Here is a 14,272-nt window from a genome sequence, read left to right as displayed (position 1 = left end):
ATACTAGCCTAAGTTTTAGGTCAGACAGGTTGCGTAATCATCCCCACCAAACGCGCATGCCAAGCGCCTGCCGACAGGTCAGTCAAGCTCGCTACCTGGTCTATTACCGCCCGGAGACGACCCGCATCTCGACCCAAATGATGTTCTTCCGCGCGCAGCCACTCGGCGCGGTAAGGCTCTTGCAAGACACGCTGCCCCGTAGCTTCCTGTTCCAATAGTGCCCACACCAGGTCGGAGAGAATTTGTTTCTGACTGAGGTGGTCATGAGTCGTTTCGCGCGGAGCCATGACATAGTACACGGCAATGCCTTTCAACAGGAGTATTTCTGCTTGAGTTTCAGGAGGCACGATTACGTCCGCGTCGTAACGCACCAGGGGACGGTCTCCGTATCGTTGGCGGGTAGCGTCATGACAGGCTAGCGCAAAGCGCCCGATGAGCTGTGACGTCATATCTTTCAGAGTGGCTTGGGAACGGTAATCCGACACTGGCTCGGTGAGCCAGAAAGGCATTTGCCGCAGCCTTTCATGAGCTGCCGCTAAGTCGTCTGCGCTGAACTTGCCCGGACCGAACGACCCCGCGTACCAACGCCTCGTTATGTCAACCACGTCAACAAAGGTTTCTTCATTTTCCAAATCACCCAAGTTGGCTGATCCTAGGGCAACAGCATCCTCGACATCATGGACTGAGTAACCAATATCATCAGCGAGGTCCATTACTTGAGCCTCTATACAGCGATGATTATCGGGAGCGCCAAGCCGCAGCCATTGAAAGACCTCCCGGTCTTCGGCATAGACCCCAAACTTGGGGGAATCCGCACCGTGCGGTCCCTCCCCCCGCAGCCAGGGATATTTCGCGATGGCATCGAGAGTGGCACGAGTCAGGTTCAACCCCACCCACTGCCCTTGTGAACCGATAACTTTCGGCTCTAGGCGGGTAACCAAGCGCAACGTCTGAGCATTGCCTTCAAACCCGCCAATATCTTTAGCCAAGTCATTGAGCACCCGTTCTCCGGAATGCCCAAAAGGTGGATGCCCCAAGTCGTGCGCCAGGCAAGCGGCATCGACCACGTCCGGGTCACAGCCCAGTCCCTTACCGAGTTCGCGCCCTACCTGGGCAACTTCTAGGGAATGTGTCAGGCGCGTCCGTGAAAAATCATTGGCAATCGGTCCCAAAACCTGAGTTTTTTCACCCAGGCGGCGCAGCGCCGAGGAATGCAAGATTCGCGCCCGATCACGCTCAAAGTCCGTGCGGTTACCCCGCTTGTGGGTCTCCGTAACAAAACGTTCGTGTACCTCCCGGGGATATGCTCCAATTTCACTCACTTATCAAGCCTAACCGCTGGGTACGGTTCCGCTTCTGATTTGGCGTAAGGGTCATCGAAATCGTCTGCTGCCAGGTGCAGGGCTTTGGTCGCCGCCGCGTCGATTTCGCGGGTGTCGAGCCAGCCTTCGGGTAGTTTGACATGACGCTGAGCGCGCGAACGTCCGTGTTTCCCCTGCGCCGCCTCGGGGTAAGGGGTGTTGGGGTCGAGCGTTTGCAAAAGGTCGTACAGACGTCTCTCCAGGTCATCCAACGTCTCGACGCGAGTGAGTTCCGCGCGAGTATCCCCGCCCAGGTGGAAACCTCGCAGGTACCATCCCACATGTTTACGCATATCCCGCAGCGCCGCTTTTTCATTACCGAAATGTTCCACTAAGCCACAGGCGTGAGCGCGAATGACCTCGACGATTTCCCCCAAAGTCGGACCCGCGGGAATCGGCTGACCCCACAGAGCTGCCGTGATTTCACGAAAAATCCAGGGACGACCTTGCACAGCCCGACCAATCTCGATACCTGCGCACCCCGTTTGCGCAAACATTTCCAGTGCGTCTGAGGCAGAAAACACGTCGCCGTTGCCCAACACCGGAATATCCAGCGTGTTGACCAGCTGACCTATCCGCGACCAATCAGAGTGCCCGGAATAATACTGATTCGTGGTGCGGGCGTGCAGCGTGAGCGCGGCTGCTCCCGCGTCCTGTGCTGCCCGTCCCGCGTCCAACATTGTTTCATGACTTTCGTCAATTCCGACCCGGATTTTTACGGTTACCGGCACCTCGACCTCGCGTCGGGCTGCCTGCGATGACTCCTGCGCCGCCTGAACCACCTGACCGATGAGGTCGCCAAAATACGCGGTCTTCCACGGCAGAGCGGCTCCCCCACCCTTGCGGGTGACCTTGGGGACCGGGCAACCAAAATTCAAATCAATGACATCCACCAGGTCCCGAGCAATTAGTTCACGAGCCGCCCAGGCCAAATCAGCTCCCACTACTCCGTAAAGCTGCAGCACTCGAACAGTTTGCCCCGGACCGGATTGCGCCATGACCCACGAGCGAGTCGAGTTCATCATGAGCGCTTTCGCGGTAATCATTTCGTTGACGAACATGCCCTCAACGCTGCGAAACGCCCCCGTTTCGCCGTCACGACGAAGCGAGCTATCAGACTCAGACGGCAAACCTTGGCGGGAAAATGCCGCGCATAAATCACGAAACGGTGCATTCGTCACCCCTGCCATTGGCGCTAGCGCAATGGGGGTCACAAACTCCACCCCACCAATTCGCAGGGGCGGATATTTACACTGTGGATACTGTGGAGCCAAAAACGCCTCCGACCGGTATTTCTGTCGTGGAAGAGACTCGCCGCAACACTAGCAAGTCGGCAGACGATCACGCAGATACGCGAGCAGATTATCCCGCCCAATGCGTTCCTGGGTCATGGTGTCTCGTTCACGCACCGTCACGGCTTGGTCCTCCAGAGAATCAAAATCCACCGTGACGCAGTAGGGCGTACCAATTTCGTCTTGGCGACGGTAGCGGCGCCCCACCGCACCCGCATCGTCATATTCCACATTCCAGTGCTTACGCAGCTCAGCAGCGATATTGTGGGCGATTTCGGGCAGTTCGTCCTTACGCGACAGCGGCAGCACCGCCACTTTCACCGGGCTCAAGCGCGGATCGAGACGCAGCACGGTCCGTTTGTCTACCCCACCCTTGGTGTTCGGGGCTTCGTCCTCGGTGTAGGCCTCGATTAGGAAAGCCATCAGGGAGCGGGTCAGACCGGCAGAAGGCTCAATAACGTAGGGAACCCAACGCTTATCGTTGGCCTGGTCATAATAATCAAGTTTCTGACCACTAGCCTTCATATGTACGCCCAGGTCATAGTCAGTACGGTTGGCGATACCCTCCAGCTCACCCCACTTGGAGTTTTCAAAGCCGAAGGCGTACTCGATGTCTACCGTACGCTTGGAATAGTGCGAGAGCTTCTCTTTCGGGTGCTCATACAACCGCAGGTTTTCCGGCTTAATACCCAGGTCGGTGTACCACTCAAAGCGGTGATCAATCCAGTATTGATGCCATTCTTCGTCGGTACCGGGTTCCACAAAGAACTCCAGCTCCATTTGTTCAAACTCACGAGTGCGGAAGATAAAGTTGCCCGGAGTGATTTCGTTGCGGAAAGACTTACCAATCTGACCGATACCGAAGGGTGGACGCTTGCGGGCAGTCGTCATCACATTGGCAAAGTTGATAAAGATGCCCTGAGCCGTTTCCGGGCGTAGGAAGTGCAAACCAGATTCGTCGTCCACCGGTCCCAGATAGGTCTTAAGCAGTCCCGAGAACGCCCGAGGCTCCGTCCATTTACCTTTTACGCCACAGTTCGGGCAGGGGACGTCATCCATACTGACATCGTCTGGGTTCTCAACGCCGTGTTTCTCGGCGTACTCTTCTTGCAAGTCGTCCTCACGCAGACGCTTGTGACAGCTGAGACATTCAATGAGGGGATCAGTAAAAGCCTTGAGGTGACCGGAAGCGTCCCACACTTTCGGGGGCAAAATCACCGAGGAGTCCAGACCCACCACATCTTCGCGGGAACGTACCATATAGTTCCACCAGGCCTTTTTGATGTTTTCCTTTAGCTCCACACCAAGGGGACCGTAATCCCACGCCGCGCGCGTCCCGCCATAAATGTCACCACAGGGGTAAACAAAACCGCGGCGTTTCGCCAAAGATATTACTGAATCCATCGTTGATGCCACTTGTGCTCCTTATTGGTGTTGCTTTTCGTAATCCCACGTTTCCTCATGTTTCCAGCGGGAGGGTACGCGCCCATTTTAGCCGGCAACTCTCCGGGAACGAATTCGGTATCTCCGCCGGACCTCCCGGTATCAAAAATAAGGGAGCAGTTTGGGTTAAATAACGAAAAACACTCGGGAAAACCGCTGCACAAATAACAGGTTCCACACTATAATTGCATTTGCCAAGTAAACACAAAACACACGACGAGGTGGGTTTATGAATCAAACTGCTATGGCTGCCGTCAATCTTAGGGCAGTTTTGCGTACACTCGAGAAGCTCCCAGAGCTCGATCCCAAGTCGAAACAGCTCTTGGAACATGTCCCGCTGACCTTACAATTCAAGGCAGCGAACGTCGGTTCAGTCCGGCTCAAACTGGGCGACGGCAAAATTGAGTTCTTCACCGGTGGCGGACCGGCTGATATCAGCTTGGGTTTCCCCGTGCCGAGCATGGTCAACAAAATGTTCGACGGCAAAGGGATTCCGGTACCACTCAAGGGCTTCACCAAACTGAAGTATCTAACAGGTACGTTCACCGAGATTACGGACCGGCTTTCCTATTACTTGCGGCCGACCCCCCAACTGCTGCAGGACCCCGAGTTCGCCAGAATCAACTCCCTGCTGACCCTGCACGTCGCGGTCTATGCGATGGCGGAGATTGCCAACCAGGACCCCAAGGGTATCCAGGTCGCCAAAGGAATGCGCGACGGCACCATCGGACTAAAGATTGCCAACGGTCCCGCTTTGACCATGGTTATCAATGACCATCACGCGCGCATCGTCGACGGCGATGCGCCCAAGGCCGCAGGCCCCAACGGACGTCACGCCTTTATGGTCTTTTCTGATTTGGATACCACCGGTCAGGTCCTGCGCGGCGAGCTCGCGTCCTATCCCGCTATCGGTCGTGAGCTGATTAAGTTGGGCGGATATGTTCCCCTGTTGGACAACATGAACAAGATCCTCGGCATGGTGCCGTTCTACTTGAGCTAGAAAACGCGCGTGAGGAAGGACTATACAAAATGATGAAAACTTACGAACACACCAAGAGCCACGAATGGTACGAGCGCGCAGTTGAGGTCATTCCCGGTGGCGTCTACGGGCACTTGGGACCGGCGGAAGGCTGTTTCATGCCTATCAGCGCTTACCCCCTATTCGCCTCGAAAGCACAAGGTGCCTACTTCTGGGATGTGGACGGCAACAAATACGTTGACCTGATGTGCGCTTACGGTCCGATGGTTCTGGGCTACAACGACCCCGACGTGGACAAGGCCGCTGCGGAACAGGCAAAGATTCTAAACTGTGCAGTGCAGCCCGGCACTCTCATGGTCGATCTGGCAGAACTGATGGTGGACACAGTAGATATGGCAGACTGGGCGTTCTTTGCCAAGAACGGTGGAGACGCCACAAACTACGCCCTGATGGTGGCGCGCGCCGCCACCGGACGGGATAAGTTCATCGCTGTCAATGGCGGCTACCACGGCGTGATTGGATGGACCCAAGGCTGGGGCGCCCCCGGCGTAGGCAAGAAAGAAGTCGAGGACAAACTGCTGGTGGATTGGGGCGACACCGCCGCGGTGGAACGTCTCGCGGCTGAATACAAGGGCGAGATTGCCGCCTTTATCGCCACCCCGTACCACCATCCGGTCTTTGAGGACAGCATCTTGCCACCGGCTGGCTACTGGAACAAGATTCGTTCTATCTGCGATCGCGAAGGCATCGTGCTCATCGTTGACGATGTGCGCTGCGGGTGGCGCCTGGATATGAAGGGTTCCGACTACCACTACGATTTCAAAGCCGATTTGGAGTGCTTCTGCAAGGCTATCGCCAACGGACACAATATCTCGGCAGTGACCGGTATCGAGTCCCTCAAGGACGCTGCCGCCTCCGTGATGTGTACCGGTTCATACTGGATGAGTGCCCCGCCGATGGCAGCGGCTATCGCCTGTATCACCAAGATGCGTGAAATCGATGCGCCAAAGATTTGCCACGACCACGGCGTGAAAATCATTGAGCGCCTGACCGAGATTGCCAAGCATCACGGCTTTGATTACCGCTTCAGTGGCGAACCTGCCCTGTTCTTCCACCAAATCAGAGGTCTCGAAGACAAAGCAGACCCCAACCTGCTGCTGCACCAGGCCTTCGTGGGTGAATGCGTGAAGCGTGGCGTGTTCATGACGAACCACCACAACCACTTCACGAACACGGCTCTCACCGACAAGGACATCGACTTCATCGCAGACGTGGCTGACGAAGCGATGGGCGTAGTGAAAAACAAGTCACGTGAGATTCTGGCTCAAGCCTAAGCAAAGGAGGAAAGATGGCTTTATCGGCTAAAGAACACAAGGAACTCGAAGAAACCGCTAATCGGCTGCGTCTGCTCACCCTCGATACGGTGAATTGGGCAGGTGGCGGTCACATTGGCGGTGCCATGAGCTCCATGGATGTACTGACGGTTCTGTATCATCACGAGATGAACTTCAGCGCCGACAAGATGGACGACCCTGATCGCGACCGTTTCGTGCTCTCCAAGGGGCACATCGGTGTGGGGATGGGACCGGTCCTCGCCGACTTGGGGTGTTTCCCCAAGGATTGGCTGCCGACCTATTCGCATATCCTCTCGCACCTGGGCATTCACTTGGATGCGGGCAAGGTTCCCGGTCTGGAAGTTTCTACAGGTTCGCTGGGTCACGGTCTGTCTCTGGCTGTGGGCATGGCACTCGGGGCACGTCAGCTTGGCAAAGAATGGCGTACTTATTGCCTGATGGGAGACGGTGAATGCAACGAGGGCTCCATCTGGGAGGCCGCTATGAGCGCCGGTCAGTTTAAGGTAGACAACCTGGTAGGCATCGTAGATGTCAACCACGCCATGATTGACGGCATGACTGCCGATGTCATGGGTCTGGAGCCTTTCGCGGACAAATGGCGCGCTTTCAACTGGGAAGTCATTGAGGTCAAAGGTAACTCGATACCCGATTTGGTCGACGCTTTTGATCGGGCGCGCACTATCAAGGGTAAGCCCACCATGCTGCTGATGGACACGGTGAAGGGCGAAGGCATCGACTACATGGAAGGCGACTACACCTGGCACTACGGCGCTGTTGATGACGAAAAGTATGCCAAGGCGGTCGAATCTCTCAAGCGACACCTGCAGAAACGACTCGAGCTAGTGAAGGGAGCCTAAACATGGCTGGAGGATTAACTTACACTTCGATTGACGCGGTTAATCTGACCACCGCGGAGGTATACGGTCAGACTTTGGTGCAACTGGGCAAAGAAGACTCCACCATCGTGGGGCTTTCGGCAGACTTGGCAAAATCCACCAAGATTTCCGTGTTTGCCAAAGAGTTCCCCGAGCGTTTCTATAACGTAGGTATCGCGGAACAAAATATGTTCGGTATCGCTGCCGGGTTGGCAAAAGCGGGGCTGCTACCGTTCGTGTCTACGTTCGGGGCGTTCGCAGCCCTGCGCGCTTGCGAACAAATCCGCACCGACATCTGCTACCAGAATCTCAATGTAAAGATTATTGGTACGCACTCAGGATTGTCTTTCGGGGCTGCCGGTACGACCCACCATGTCACCGAAGACATCGCTATTCTGCGTAGTTTCGCGAACCTGGTGGTCATGTGTCCGGCTGATGGTCTGGAGGCTGCGTACTGCGTACAGGCTGCTTATGAGCACCAGGGTCCGGTCTATATCCGTCTGAACCGCGGATTTGACCAGATTGTCTACCGTGACGAGATTCCTACTTTCGAGTTTGGCAAGGCAAATACTTTGCGAGAAGGCACGGACCTCACGTTTATCGCGACCGGATCTGGCGTGTGGCGCGCCCTGCAAGCTGCTGACATCCTCGCCAAAGAGGACGGTCTGAGCGTGCGCGTGCTGGACATTCACACCCTGAAGCCGATTGATGAAGATGCCATCGCCAAGGCGATTACCGAAACTCGGCGTATCATCACCGTTGAGGATCACAACATCATCAACGGTCTGGGAACCGCGGTCGCTGATGTTGGCGCTACCACCCGCAAGGGCTTCGTGTTAAAGAAGCTCGGTATCCCTGACGAATTCTCGGTCATCGGTCAGCCTGAGGACCTGTACTCCCACTACGGCTGGGACGAAAACGGTTGTGTGGTCGCCGCTCGTGAAGTCATGCATATGGACTTCGAGGAGGACGACGACTGGGAAGACGAGTTCTAAGGTAGAGCGCCATGACTAAAGAAACGAAACAAAGCTCCGCCCCGCCTCAGGCAGCTCAGAGCGACAAGGCGTGCGGAGAATCTTGTGAAAAGAAAACGAAAGCCAAGCCGTTCTCGATGGGGCCCAATCCCAGCATTGACGACGAAGTTCGGTACGCCAACGTGGTGTTTCTCAACGCGGTCATTCCGCTGTTGAAACCAATTGTCGCCGAAAAGCCGGAGTTGGCGGCAGCCTTTAAAGGCAAGGAAGGCGTGGTCCAGATTTCTTGTCTGACCCCGGCGGGCACGTCGATAGACGGACGTCCGGAACGTTACGCCACGCACCTGATTATTCACGGTGCGAGCATTACGCCGAAGCTGGGCGCACACCCGCTGCCGAACGTGGAAATCGAGTTCCCTTCCCCCGAGAAGCTCAACGACTTCTTTAAAGGAAAGGTGAACCTGCCCAAGATTCGCGGAGGGCTGAGCAATCCAGGACTTTTGGTCGCTACCGTGAAGGCTCTGTTGGCGATGTCCAGTCTGCTGGGCGCAACGGCGGCACCCAAGATTGAGGATGACCGGAAACTGCTGACGAAGTGCATGTTCTACCTGCTGACCACCGGCATGAGCCAGCTGAATAAGGCGGGGCACCCCGGTGTGCATGCGTGGACGGATCCTTCGCCGGATCGCGTTTACGCCTATGTCGTGGATGGACATCCCGAACTGGGTGCATACATCCGCATCAAAGCCGGGAAGTCAAAGGCATTTCGCGGGGAATACACGCGCAGCGCCGCGTTCTTTACGATGCGCTTCGACTCGGTAACCTCTGCATTAGGGACCTTACTGCAGACAGATGACCTTCTGGATGCCCAGGCATCGGGTCGCATGTCGATGGAAGGTTCGCCCGAATACGGTGCCGAACTCGGCGCGCTGATGATGGCGGTGGGTGACTATGCGAAGTAAAGCAGCCAAAACAGTCAGTTGCAAGCGACGTTTTATGAAGACAACCTGCCGGAAAGCGACCAAACTCGGCGCGTTGGTGCTGCTGGGTTACGGCGTAAAGCTGGCTGTGGACAACGCACTAGAGCTGAAAAAGCTGGGCAAGGAAGAATTCCTGGAACGCAAGCAGCGGGAATGTCGCAACAAAATGAACAGCATCGGTATCAACTGGGGTCTGGGTCATGTTGGCGTCACCGTGGCGAACTTCGAGCGCGCCGTCCAATGGTATGACCGGGTGTTCGGGCTGAAACTGATGAACTATCTGGAAATCACTGGCGATGATTTGAAGCCTGTCGAGCGGTTGTATCACGTGGAGGGCATTAAGCGAGTTCGCCTGGGCTTCATGTGTTCCCGTTCCGGCAACATCCTGGAATTGTTCGAGTTCGATCCGCCCGTGGTGACGGACGAACGCGAGACTTGGAATCGACCCGGATACTCCCACATCGCCTTCCATGTCTCCAACGTGCCCGGTTGGGTGAACCGCCTGCGTCGGGAAGGCGCGGAGTTCATGAATGAACCGGTGCATTCTTCCGGTGCTGATTGGGCATTCTTCCGCGACCCGGACGGGAACCTCGTCGAGCTCATCGATCTCCACGCGGCTCGTCTCGGTTTGGGGCGCCTCGGCGTGCTCATTGGTACCGTGATGAAGCACACCGCACTCAAGGGGTTCTACCGCAAGGTTTGAACGCCGCGCTCTGTGACTAAAATTCAACCGTGTGGGCTGGGGTTTTCCTTAGCCCACACGGTTTTTATCTGACAAAGGCACGGGTTTGAGGCTCGGTCGCGACAATGGTTCCCGAAAAACTTCTCCCATATATCATCGAGAAGACCAATGTCACCTACCCTGCCCTGCTGAAGTGGGTGAAAACTCGCCTTCAGATGGTTTCGGGTCCACGGGGTGGCCAGGGGAATACACGATTTACGCGAGCTGCGTACCTGGCGTACTGAGCACCGAATTTCTCCTGCAACCAGAGTTCTTCGGTGTATTTCAGCAAAATACTTAACGCCAGCCAATAACCAAACGGTAAGACCATCAACCACCAGTTTGCTTGCAAAATCAGAAAACCGGTGTTGAGCAGGAAGAAAGCTGTGTAGACAGGATGGCGCACCCACGCGTAAATTCCAGCGGTCATCAATTGACCGGTTTTGACGCTTTCTACCATGCGTGAACCGAACACGGCTAAACACCACACGATTACAGACTCCACCATCAGGGCAATGCCTACCAGAATCAAAAGGATTCGAATCCATGAGTTATCAATCGTCCCGATTCTCAGCCATCCCAGATATCTGAAAATGGTTGCGGAGATCGTGACGATGAAAATACCAGAAACGTAGAATGGTCCTACCCCAAGCACGGGCAGGTGGGAGAGGGATGCCTTACTCACGCATCCATTTTTGCATACCTCAGCCCGACAAATGAATTTGTAACAGCAGGTCAGAAACCAGGCAGACAAATAAAAATCCCGTGACTCACACCGATCACCCAATAAACCCGGTAAAATAAAGCTGCAAAAAATTTACAGTTTAAAACCAAATATAATTAACTGCTGCCAACAACTATATATAAGCAGTAAGAATACCGACTAAATCCAGCCCAGGGAGAATCTTATGAACTATTTGCGCAGCGAGTATCCTCGCCCCCAATTCGAGAGAGAAAATTGGCAGAATCTGAATGGGGCATGGGACTTCCGCTTTGACGATGACGATAAGGGTCTGCGGGAGCGTTGGTATATGCCAGACTCTCCTTTCCCTATGCAGATTAATGTTCCCTTTGTGTACGAGTGTGAGCTGAGTGGTATTAATACTCGGGAGCAACATGACATTATCTGGTACAAACGCAACTTTAATGCTCCAAGTTTAACCCCGCAACAGCATTTATTACTGCATTTTGGGGCAGTTGATTATCAAACACAAGTTTTTTTAAACGGGCAAATGGTAAAAGAGCACACCGGCGGTGAAACTCCGTTTTCCGTCGACATCACACCTTTCCTTACCGAAGGAACCACTCAAAACCTTTGTTTACGCGTTTATGACCCGCTGACTAACCAAGAAATACCGCGCGGGAAACAGTTCTGGGAATCCAAACCCAAAGGAATCTGGTACACGCGGAGCAGTGGAATCTGGCAAACAGTTTGGACGGAAGTCGTCAACGAACAACGCATTGAGTCTTTAGCCATTAAGCCAGACCTGGACAGCGGATCCGTTGAGTTCACAGTGCATACGAAAACCATCTCCCCAAATACCTGGCTAAAAGTACAGATTCATTACCAAGATAAATTATTGGTCGAGACACAAATCAAATGTGTCGACCCCACGCTGAAGTTTTCTGTGGATATTTTCGGGTCAGATATTTTTCGTACCGGATTTCATGGTGCCGATGAATACGTATGGAGTCCAGAATACCCCAATCTATTTACAGTAGAGCTAACCTTATCGGATATTACTCTCGAGCTAGATTCCGTCAGCAGCTATTTTGGAATGAGAAAAATCCATACCGAGAATGGAATTATTTATTTAAATAATAACCCCTACTATCAAAAGCTAGTTCTTGACCAAGGCTATTGGCCACGAAGCCTACTCACCGCACCTACCGATGATGACTACCGACTGGATATTTCGCTTGCGAAAGAGATGGGATTCAACGGTTGCCGCAAGCATCAAAAACTTGAAGATCCCCGTTTTCTCTATTGGGCAGACCAACTCGGGTTTCTAGTCTGGGAAGAATGTTCTTCTACCCCGCTATTCACCACAGAGTCGCAAATAGCCATTTTTGATTCTTGGAAAGCTGTTTATCAACGCGACCGTAATCATCCGTGTATCGTGGCATGGGTGCCTTTGAATGAAAGCTGGGGAGTCCCACAAATTCATTCGAACCAGCGACAGCAACATTGGGCACAAGCCCTGTACCACCTCTTGCGGTCACTAGACGACACTCGTCTGGTAAGTTCCAACGATGGCTGGGATCAAACAATCACCGATATCTGCGCCATCCACAATTACAAGCTAGGTAAGAATGCAGACGATTCCGAATTCACCCAGTTTTGTGAAACTTTAACTTCCAAGGAAGCGTTAGTGTCCCAATTTGTCAGCGGTCATCCCGTGTATGCTGCGGGGTTTGGCTACCGCGGAGAGCCCATCTTGATTACTGAATGCGGAGGTATCGGATTTGCCAACAATCAGAATTCAGATTGGAGTTACCTCGGTGTATCTTCAGCGGCAGAATTTTTAGCCACTTATAGTCGCCTAATTTCAACCTTACGTTCTTCGCAATACGTGCAAGGATTCTGTTACACCCAGCTCACGGATGTCGAGCAAGAGGTCAACGGACTGCTGACCTACGAACGAACACCTAAATTCGATTTAAAGGAACTCCGACAGATTAACGCGATTAACGATTTACCTAGTCAGAATTTAACCTAACTCGCGCAACCTAAGCGTCTCAACGATTACCAAGCAAACTGCGAAACCCTACAAGACCTAACAGATTATGAGCAAATTGAGTCGGTCAGGCAGCAGGTAAGAGTCGGGCGCCCCTACCGCAACAGCGATAGGGGCGCCCAAAAATGAAATCTTCCTTTTACATCACCTAACGCTTCCCCCGATTTGCGCTCATCAACGCATTAACCCGTCGGTTCGCTTCTGTCAGGCTTGATGGTTCGCTTTCAAACGACATCACACTGGCCATTGCCGGTTTCATGAGGGCATCGACCTGTGCCCAACGATCAACCACCAGCGAGGGGACGGTAGTTTTGTCTTCCAGATGAACTGAGAAGGCGCGAGCGTCATATCCCATATCTTCGAAAGTTTTAATTGCCTTATCGGTCGACGTAGTAATGGCGGGGAATACGGTCCCCTGCTCAGCAATCACATCCTGGCATTTTGCTGACCCCAGATATTTAACCCAGCGCCAAGATTCTTGAGGATGCTTAGTTCCCACCCAAATTGAATCTGCCAGACCATTAGTAACTGAAGCGCGATGTCCATCAGGTCCAATCGGGGTCGGAGCGACTTGAATCGGTAAATCAGTTGCGTTATCAATGGTAGAAATATTCCAGGAACCTTCTAACAAGGTCGCGTATGATCCCGACCCCAATGACTCTACTGTCCCCACTCCTGAAGTAGCAACTGACAACGGCGGCATATAGCCTTTCTTGATTAAGGAAATCCACCATCCGATAGTTTCTTGGAATTTCGGATCATCGTAGTTAAAGTGCATTCCCCAAGGGTTTTTCTCGGTCCATCTCCATTCTCCATTGGACAGGGCATAAGGTGACCATTGAATCTGACCGAGACCGCCACCAGTGTCGTTGTAACCGGTTCCATAAACTTTCACATGTTTCTTATCAAAGCCAGGTTCATCGCCGTGAACACCATTCACGTCAACGGTCAGACGAGCCAAAAACTTCTCAAAACTGCCTCCGTCCTGAGGATTCCACTCGAGTTTCCATAAATCGTCTTTGGTGTAACCAGCTGCCTTAACCATGTCTTCGTTGTAGAAAATAGCCTCGGTGTCCCAGTCTTTGGGAAGACCATATCGATGTTTTCCATCTGCTGATTTCCACTGATCGACCAGACCTGCCGCATAATGACTCAAGTCGTAGTTATCCCGCTTAACGTAAGGGTCGATATCTAGAAGCTGTCCCAAAGCAGAGTACTTACCGAACTGAGAAGTATGGTCAGTAAATACATCGGGCGCATTTTCAGCCACCATCGAGGCGGTAATTTGCGTCCAATAATCGTCCCATCCGAACTGTTCAATTTGGATATGCACATCGGGATTTTCTTTTTCAAAATCCGCCGCGCATTGCCGGTATCCGGGGAGTTGCCCGGAATCCCACAGCCAATACCGCAGGGTGGTTTGCCCTAGTTTACCGCTGACTTGAGAGCTACACGAAGTTAATCCGACCGTTAAGATGCCAGCCAGTACAACGGCAAGAGCTGCGACCATAAACCGTCGCCCGGATACAGCAATCACAGAATTTTTCATGTCGA

The 14,272-nt window shown here is 53.5% G+C and carries 12 protein-coding genes; 7 read left to right on the top strand and 5 right to left on the bottom strand.

Annotation, left to right across the window (positions count from 1 at the left end):
* Positions 1–20: 20 nt before the first annotated feature.
* From HMPREF0576_RS01145 to HMPREF0576_RS01135, 3 genes are read right to left on the bottom strand one after another with little or no spacing between them, the layout of a single operon-like run.
* Complete coding sequence (locus HMPREF0576_RS01145; RefSeq protein ID WP_004008235.1) at positions 21–1,322, bottom strand: deoxyguanosinetriphosphate triphosphohydrolase; 1,302 nt, start codon at positions 1,320–1,322, stop codon at positions 21–23.
* On the bottom strand, positions 1,319–2,635 hold the full coding sequence (gene dusB, locus HMPREF0576_RS01140; protein ID WP_004008236.1) for a tRNA dihydrouridine synthase DusB: 1,317 nt from the start codon (positions 2,633–2,635) through the stop codon (positions 1,319–1,321). The genes HMPREF0576_RS01145 and dusB overlap by 4 nt, the downstream gene beginning before the upstream one ends.
* 48 nt (positions 2,636–2,683) lie before the next feature.
* The gene (locus HMPREF0576_RS01135; protein WP_004008237.1) at positions 2,684–4,069 is read right to left on the bottom strand and encodes a glycine--tRNA ligase; all 1,386 of its coding nucleotides are present in this window, start codon (positions 4,067–4,069) and stop codon (positions 2,684–2,686) included.
* A gap of 256 nt (positions 4,070–4,325) precedes the next feature.
* Between HMPREF0576_RS01135 and HMPREF0576_RS01130 the strand changes: the two genes are divergently transcribed.
* Genes HMPREF0576_RS01130 through HMPREF0576_RS01105 form a run of 6 tightly spaced genes read left to right on the top strand, consistent with a single transcriptional unit; the run spans position 4,326 to position 9,962 of the window.
* The gene (locus HMPREF0576_RS01130; protein ID WP_004010367.1) at positions 4,326–5,096 is read left to right on the top strand and encodes a hypothetical protein; all 771 of its coding nucleotides are present in this window, start codon (positions 4,326–4,328) and stop codon (positions 5,094–5,096) included.
* 29 nt (positions 5,097–5,125) lie between these two features.
* Positions 5,126–6,409: an aminotransferase class III-fold pyridoxal phosphate-dependent enzyme gene (locus tag HMPREF0576_RS01125; protein ID WP_004010366.1), complete on the top strand. Its 1,284-nt coding sequence runs from the start codon at positions 5,126–5,128 to the stop codon at positions 6,407–6,409.
* 14 nt (positions 6,410–6,423) lie between these two features.
* The gene (locus tag HMPREF0576_RS01120) at positions 6,424–7,287 is read left to right on the top strand and encodes a transketolase (RefSeq protein ID WP_004008240.1); all 864 of its coding nucleotides are present in this window, start codon (positions 6,424–6,426) and stop codon (positions 7,285–7,287) included.
* A gap of 2 nt (positions 7,288–7,289) precedes the next feature.
* Positions 7,290–8,300 (top strand): transketolase family protein, encoded by a 1,011-nt coding sequence (locus HMPREF0576_RS01115; protein ID WP_004008241.1) that lies wholly within the window; start codon positions 7,290–7,292, stop codon positions 8,298–8,300.
* A gap of 11 nt (positions 8,301–8,311) precedes the next feature.
* The gene (locus HMPREF0576_RS01110) at positions 8,312–9,241 is read left to right on the top strand and encodes a hypothetical protein (RefSeq protein WP_004010365.1); all 930 of its coding nucleotides are present in this window, start codon (positions 8,312–8,314) and stop codon (positions 9,239–9,241) included.
* 34 nt (positions 9,242–9,275) lie between these two features.
* Positions 9,276–9,962 (top strand): VOC family protein, encoded by a 687-nt coding sequence (locus tag HMPREF0576_RS01105; RefSeq protein ID WP_004008243.1) that lies wholly within the window; start codon positions 9,276–9,278, stop codon positions 9,960–9,962.
* Between the two features lie 190 nt (positions 9,963–10,152).
* Here HMPREF0576_RS01105 and HMPREF0576_RS01100 read toward each other — a convergent pair whose 3' ends face one another.
* Entirely contained in the window at positions 10,153–10,665 is a 513-nt protein-coding gene (locus HMPREF0576_RS01100; protein ID WP_245527292.1) for a methyltransferase family protein, read from the bottom strand.
* A gap of 223 nt (positions 10,666–10,888) precedes the next feature.
* On the opposite strand from HMPREF0576_RS01100, the gene HMPREF0576_RS01095 reads away from it, so the two are divergent.
* Positions 10,889–12,700, top strand: a complete 1,812-nt coding sequence (locus HMPREF0576_RS01095; protein ID WP_004010363.1) for a glycoside hydrolase family 2 protein — start codon at positions 10,889–10,891, stop codon at positions 12,698–12,700.
* Positions 12,701–12,866: 166 nt separating this feature from the next.
* Here the strand turns inward: HMPREF0576_RS01095 and HMPREF0576_RS01090 are convergent, their stop codons facing one another.
* Positions 12,867–14,267, bottom strand: a complete 1,401-nt coding sequence (locus HMPREF0576_RS01090) for an ABC transporter substrate-binding protein (protein ID WP_245527291.1) — start codon at positions 14,265–14,267, stop codon at positions 12,867–12,869.
* Between the last annotated feature and the right edge of the window lie 5 nt (positions 14,268–14,272).

Source organism: Mobiluncus holmesii ATCC 35242, from assembly GCF_000185445.1.
Taxonomy (GTDB): Bacteria; Actinomycetota; Actinomycetes; order Actinomycetales; family Actinomycetaceae; genus Mobiluncus; species Mobiluncus curtisii.
The sequence above is the reverse complement of the archived record's forward strand: the minus strand, read 5'-3'. Positions and strand labels throughout refer to the sequence as shown.

Coding starts and splice junctions, on each gene's coding strand:
- HMPREF0576_RS01130 (WP_004010367.1), top strand. CDS start 4,326: ATGAATCAAACTGCTATGGCTGCCGTCAATCTTAGGGCAGTTTTGCGT.
- HMPREF0576_RS01125 (WP_004010366.1), top strand. CDS start 5,126: ATGATGAAAACTTACGAACACACCAAGAGCCACGAATGGTACGAGCGC.
- HMPREF0576_RS01120 (WP_004008240.1), top strand. CDS start 6,424: ATGGCTTTATCGGCTAAAGAACACAAGGAACTCGAAGAAACCGCTAAT.
- HMPREF0576_RS01115 (WP_004008241.1), top strand. CDS start 7,290: ATGGCTGGAGGATTAACTTACACTTCGATTGACGCGGTTAATCTGACC.
- HMPREF0576_RS01110 (WP_004010365.1), top strand. CDS start 8,312: ATGACTAAAGAAACGAAACAAAGCTCCGCCCCGCCTCAGGCAGCTCAG.
- HMPREF0576_RS01105 (WP_004008243.1), top strand. CDS start 9,276: ATGAAGACAACCTGCCGGAAAGCGACCAAACTCGGCGCGTTGGTGCTG.
- HMPREF0576_RS01095 (WP_004010363.1), top strand. CDS start 10,889: ATGAACTATTTGCGCAGCGAGTATCCTCGCCCCCAATTCGAGAGAGAA.
- HMPREF0576_RS01090 (WP_245527291.1), bottom strand. CDS start 14,267: ATGAAAAATTCTGTGATTGCTGTATCCGGGCGACGGTTTATGGTCGCA.